We start from the raw sequence: 5,486 nt of genomic DNA, 5'->3' as shown, positions 1-5,486 counted from the left end.
TTCGGGTTGGGATTGGCTGCGGTCCCTCGCTGACGCGTCGGGTTGTGAGTCTGCGGTCCCTTGCTCACGCTTCGGGGTGTGAGTTGGGGAAGCACAAGTGGCTCGCTGTAGGTTGGCCTTTCTTGGGCGACATCCGCGGGGCGGACGAGCAAGAGTGCCCATCCTACCTGCGTTGGAACGTCGTTGACGACTGGATGGCCAAGTCGCTCATTGGTTCGGGGGATCAGCGGTCACTCGTTTTCGGATTGCAGGCCGAGTTCGGCGAGCCATCGGCGGCCGGCTTTGGGGTATTCGCGAGCGTCGCGTTTTTCTTTTTGCAGTTGCTCGATCTGTTCTTCCAATTCCTCGGCTCGACGAGCCAATTCTTGGCGTTCACGCGATAGTTTGGCGCGTTCCAGCGACACTTCGATTTCGGCGGACCGGAATTTGTCTTCCCATTCGGTTTTCAATTCTGCTAACCGCTGGCGTTCTGCGATCACCAATTCGTCCGAGTCGACCATGCCCGCGATAGCGGCGGCTCCGAATGCGACGTTGTCGTTTCGAGTGTCGGCTTGGTTCTGCAACAGAATTTGCAGCTCGTGGATCTCGGCGTTGCGGTCCGCGATCGTCTTTTCGGCTTCGGTCAGTCGATCGACCAGGTCATCGATGAAGGCCGAAGGGTTGTTGGCCCAGTCGGGATCAATCGAGGCGGCAATCTCCTGGGATGATTGTGATAGAGATTCGAGGAACGACTCTGCGTTGAAGTCGTCATTCTCCATCTGCTCCAGAATTCTTGCCTTGCGTTCTTCCCACGACATCGAGTCGTCGCATCCCTGTGTGTCGGACACGGTGCGTGAGACACCGGACGACGCCAGTTCAGCAGCCAGGGCTTCGTTTTGCGTTTGCAGTTCGTGCGAACGCATTCGCTCTGATTGCAGTTCTTCTTCGAGTCGGAGGATCTCGGGAGAGATCAGGTCTGCTTGGTCGCTGAGCGTTTCCAGGCCGCCTGGAGGTTGCCAGGATCCGTCCGCAAGGTCGTTGTGGGATCCAGGGTCAGTGGTTGCGGTTTCGTCGAAGCCAGCGTCTTCGAGCGCCGCGTCTTCGGCGTAGGTTGAATCCTCGTAGGTCGAATCGCCCAGTTCGGCATCTTCGTAATCGAAGTCGTCGTAAGCAGAGTCGAAGTGATCGTGCCGATTCGCGGCATGTGGAAAACCGACGGAGGATGAGCGGTCATCTGATTCGTCTGGTTCTTCTGCGAAAGTGAGTTCGTCGGGTTCGTCGGGCTGTTCCGATTCGTAGGCCTGTTCTGATGAATCGGCAGGCGTCATCGCCGGGAGTGCAAATTCATCCAGGCGCGTGGTCAGGCGGCCTTCGAATTCGGTCAGCAGCGAGACAATTTCTTGCAGACGCAGGTCGATTGGCGTGGCAGCATCCGTCACAACCTCCACAATGTCAGCGCGTGAAAGGCTGGCACCATTGGCATCGTTTTTTGCCGGGGTGACGCTGTTTGTGTCGTTTGGTTTGGATGAGTTGGTTGACATGGGTGTCGATTCAGGGACTGGATCGCAAGGAGTTTCGGTCCCTTCGATATTGCCAGCGTCGGATTGCTCCACCTGGTGCCGCGATTGCGGGGCATCAGGTGAAGTATGTCTTCGCTTTCGATTTCTGTTATTTCGAGCCATGTGGCTGGAGATTCAATTTCCGGGGCAAATCGAGTCAGGCGAGGCCTGATGAGTGCGATGCACTGTCTGCTATAGTCCAAGAACACCGCTTCTCCGGAACACTAGATCACAAATAAATGCCGGTCAAAAAATCGAGCTGACCACCACCAACCAATCCGGGAAAATAAAGTTTTGGCTAAGAAGAAACGGAACCCCTCTACGGAAGAGAACGGCACGGCTGGAGAATCCGCGACCGAACTTGCGGATTTTGAGACGACGTTGGGAGCTGTCGAAACCATCGTTCGGAAGCTCGAATCCGGGGCGCTGACGCTGGACGAATCACTGAAGCAGTACGAGGTGGCGGTGTCCAAGATGCGACAGTGTTACCAGTTGCTCGACGTGGCCGAACGGAAGATCTCGGTTTTGGCGGGGGTGGATGCGGAAGGGCGTCCGGTGACCGAACCGCTTGAGAACATGTCGGGCAATGAATCGTTGACTGATAAGCAGGCGTCACGCGGCAAGCGTCGCGGAGTTGCTGGCGCAGAAACCTTGGAGGACGAGGAGTGAGTGTGGGTGCATCGGGTGAGCGTCGAGAAGCGTCGGGCGAAACCCAGGAATCATTGAGCAACTACATGGACGCTCGTCGTCCCGCGATCGAAGCGGCTTTAAAAGAAGCCTGCCAGGACCGGCCTGGCGTTCCAGATCGTTTGGCGGCCGCGATTCGGTATGCCGTGCTGGCACCGGGAAAACGACTTCGTCCGATGTTGACGATCATGGCGGCGGAAGCGTGCGGGGGCGATGCTGCTGGCGCGATGCCCTCCGCGGTGGCGATCGAGATGATCCATGCTTATTCGCTGATCCATGACGACTTGCCCGCGATGGATGACGACGATTTGCGGCGTGGACGACCAACGACTCACATCGAGTTTGACGAAGCGACCGCGATTTTGGCGGGCGATGCATTGCAGTCGATGGCGTTCTCGCATCTGCACCAAAGTACATCCGATGTTGCTCGCTCTGCCGCTCTGATGGGGGCCTTGGCCACCGCGGCCGGGCCTGCCGGCTTGGTGGGCGGCCAAGCGGACGATTTGGATGCGGAAAAGCACACCGTGGAAGACTTTGGCGGTCCCGAATCGGCGTTGAAGCACTTGGAAGCGATCCACCAACGCAAAACGGGGGCATTGTTCATCGCCTGTGCCGCGATGGGCGCAATTTCCGCCGGCGCTGACCCACGGGCGGTTTCGGCCTTGACCGATTACGCTAAAGCGTTTGGACTCGCGTTTCAAATCACGGACGATTTGTTGGATTGCACGTCCACCGACGAACAGCTTGGAAAACGAACGGGCAAAGATGACGGCCGGGGTAAACTGACGTACCCGGGATTGATGGGACTGGATCGGGCGAGAGCCCACGCCAACGCGACGATTCGCTCGGCGCACGAATCGCTGCAGTTGTTCGGAACGACTGCTCAGCGGTTACGAGAATTGGCGGACTTTGTTTTGGAGCGTACAAATTGATTGAAAACAAACACCCCCTGCTGGCAAGTTTGCAGGATGCAACGCCGCTGGCCGGTTGGTCCCCTTCGCAACTGAGCGACGCGGCGGTTGAAATTCGCGACGTGCTGTGCAATTTGCTGGCGACCCGAACGGCTCACTTCGCGTCCAACTTGGGCGTGGTGGAGCTTTGCTTGGCCCTGCACAGTGAATTCGATTTTCGAACGGATCGATTGATCTGGGACACGGGGCACCAGGTCTACCCGCACAAATTGGTCACTGGTCGCTATGACCGTTTTGAGACCATCCGAACCGCGGGCGGGTTGATGGGGTATCCCAACCCGCACGAGAGCGTTTACGACCTGTTCATGACGGGCCATGCCGGGTGCAGTGTCAGCACCGCAGTCGGGCTGCGCAGTGGCGACATCCTGATGAACCAAGAGGATCGCCGGACGGTGGCCGTGATCGGCGACGGGGCGTTTCCTTGTGGTGTCGTCTTTGAGGCCCTGAACAACGCGGGCGAACTCGGCGATGATCTGACGATCGTTCTGAACGACAATAAGATGTCGATTTGTCATCGCACCGGTTCCGTGGCTCAGTACCTGGACCGTTTGCGCGGCAACCCGTTCTACACGGGGCTGAAACACGAAGTCACCCGGTTGCTTGACCGAGTCCCAATGTTTGGCGACCCGGCCGAACGTTTGTTGGCTCAGATGAAAGAAGGCGTCAAAGCCGGATTGCTGGGCGGCATGTTGTTCGAAGAACTCGGGATCCGCTACATCGGTCCGATCGATGGTCACGACATCCCTTTGATGCAGAAGTACCTGCGTCTGTGCCGAGAGACACCCGGTCCAGTTCTGCTGCACGTGGTGACAGAAAAGGGACACGGTTACAAACCCGCCGCGGAAGACCCCGTGTTCTTCCACACGCCACCTGCATTCGAGGATCGCGGTGGCACCCCGGTGACTCGGGGCAGCGATGGCCAACCGCCTTACACCACGCACGCTCGCGACGCGATCGGTGCGGCCATGGATCGCGATTCGCGAGTCACGGTCATCACCGCAGCGATGTGCCAAGGCAACAAACTGGAACCCGTTCGCGAAAAATTTGCGGATCGATTCTTTGATGTTGGCATCTGTGAATCGCATGCGGTCGCCTTTGCCGCCGGGCAATGCAAAACCGGCATGCGTCCGATCGTGGACATCTACAGCACGTTCTTGCAACGCAGCTACGATCAGATTTTCCAGGAAGTCGCGCTGCAGGATTTGCCGGTCGTGTTCATGATGGATCGGGCGGGACTGACCGCGCCGGACGGGCCGACTCACCATGGCGTTTACGACATCGGTTACATGCGTTTGTTCCCGAACATGGTTTTGATGGCTCCTGGGTACGCCCAAGAGTTGTCGATGATGTTGGACACGGCGCTGACGCTCGATCATCCGTCTGGGATTCGCTATCCGAAGGCGTCCGCGTTGGAGGCAACTCACACGCCAGCCCCGATCGAAGTCGGCAAAGCCGAGTGGGTTCGCGAGGGAGCCGACGGAACGATCGTGGCCTATGGTGCGATGTTGGAACAAGCGATTGCGGCGGCGGAGCAACTCCAAGGCGAACTGGAAATCGGTGTCGTCAACGCTCGCTTTGTCAAACCGATTGATGCGGAGATGGTCCGCAAAACGCTCGGCGATGGTCGCTTTGTTGTGACTTTGGAAGAAGGCACTCGAGTGGGCGGTTTTGGTTCCGCATTCTTGGAATCGGCAACGGATCAGCGACTCGACACGCGAGCGGTTCATCGATTGGCGTTGCCCGACGAGTTTGTGTTGCATGGTGATCGTTCGCAGTTGTTGGATGAGTCGACCTTGTCCTCGCAGAAGGTTGTGGAAGTGTGTCGCGAAGCGGCTTCTGAGGTCGGTTCGCAGGTTGGCGTCTGATGTCATCTTCCAGTGGAGAAGCTTTGGATTGGTGTGGCTGTGGACGCCCGCCGCGAATTGTTGTGTTGGGGGCACCCGACAAGAGCAACGTGTCCTCCGCTTGGAAGCGTCTTCGGCCAACGATCGAGTCTCATGCCGAACTGGTCGCGGTCGACGTTGAGTTCACTTACGACTTCTCGGACGTCGAGCTTGATTTGGTCATCGTGATTGGCGGTGACGGATCCATCTTGCAATCCGCACGTCAGATGGGCACCCGGCAAACGCCGGTGCTGGGGATCAATTGCGGCCGTTTGGGATTTTTGGCGGCACATTAACCAGAGGATTTCTTGGGGGCTTTGCCCAAAGTCTGTCACGGGAAATTTTAGATAATTAGGCATCTGATTCTCGAGGTGCAACATGTTCGAGACGGTCACGTGATAGCTCAC

4 protein-coding genes and 1 pseudogene are annotated in these 5,486 nt (G+C 57.8%); 4 read left to right on the top strand and 1 reads right to left on the bottom strand.

The window, feature by feature from the left end:
* Positions 1–230: 230 nt before the first annotated feature.
* Entirely contained in the window at positions 231–1,520 is a 1,290-nt protein-coding gene (locus ACF8AM_RS09170) for a hypothetical protein (protein ID WP_392555348.1), read from the bottom strand.
* A 312-nt stretch (positions 1,521–1,832) separates the two neighbouring features.
* Here ACF8AM_RS09170 and xseB point away from each other — a divergent pair, with 312 nt between their 5' ends.
* The 4 genes and pseudogenes from xseB to ACF8AM_RS09150 form a co-directional block, all read left to right on the top strand.
* Positions 1,833–2,207: an exodeoxyribonuclease VII small subunit gene (gene xseB / locus ACF8AM_RS09165; RefSeq protein WP_392555347.1), complete on the top strand. Its 375-nt coding sequence runs from the start codon at positions 1,833–1,835 to the stop codon at positions 2,205–2,207.
* A gap of 2 nt (positions 2,208–2,209) precedes the next feature.
* Complete coding sequence (locus tag ACF8AM_RS09160; RefSeq protein WP_392555349.1) at positions 2,210–3,157, top strand: polyprenyl synthetase family protein; 948 nt, start codon at positions 2,210–2,212, stop codon at positions 3,155–3,157.
* The gene (dxs, locus tag ACF8AM_RS09155; protein ID WP_392555346.1) at positions 3,154–5,061 is read left to right on the top strand and encodes a 1-deoxy-D-xylulose-5-phosphate synthase; all 1,908 of its coding nucleotides are present in this window, start codon (positions 3,154–3,156) and stop codon (positions 5,059–5,061) included. Before ACF8AM_RS09160 ends, dxs begins: the two co-directional genes overlap by 4 nt.
* Positions 5,061–5,423, top strand: a pseudogene (locus ACF8AM_RS09150) (NAD(+)/NADH kinase); the annotation flags it as partial. The gene dxs and the pseudogene ACF8AM_RS09150, both read left to right, overlap by 1 nt.
* Positions 5,424–5,486 lie beyond the last annotated feature (63 nt).

Source organism: Rhodopirellula sp. JB055 (assembly GCF_043100905.1).
Taxonomy (GTDB): domain Bacteria; phylum Planctomycetota; class Planctomycetia; order Pirellulales; family Pirellulaceae; genus Rhodopirellula.
Note: the sequence above shows the minus strand (reverse complement) of the source record. Positions and strands in the feature narration are given on the sequence as shown.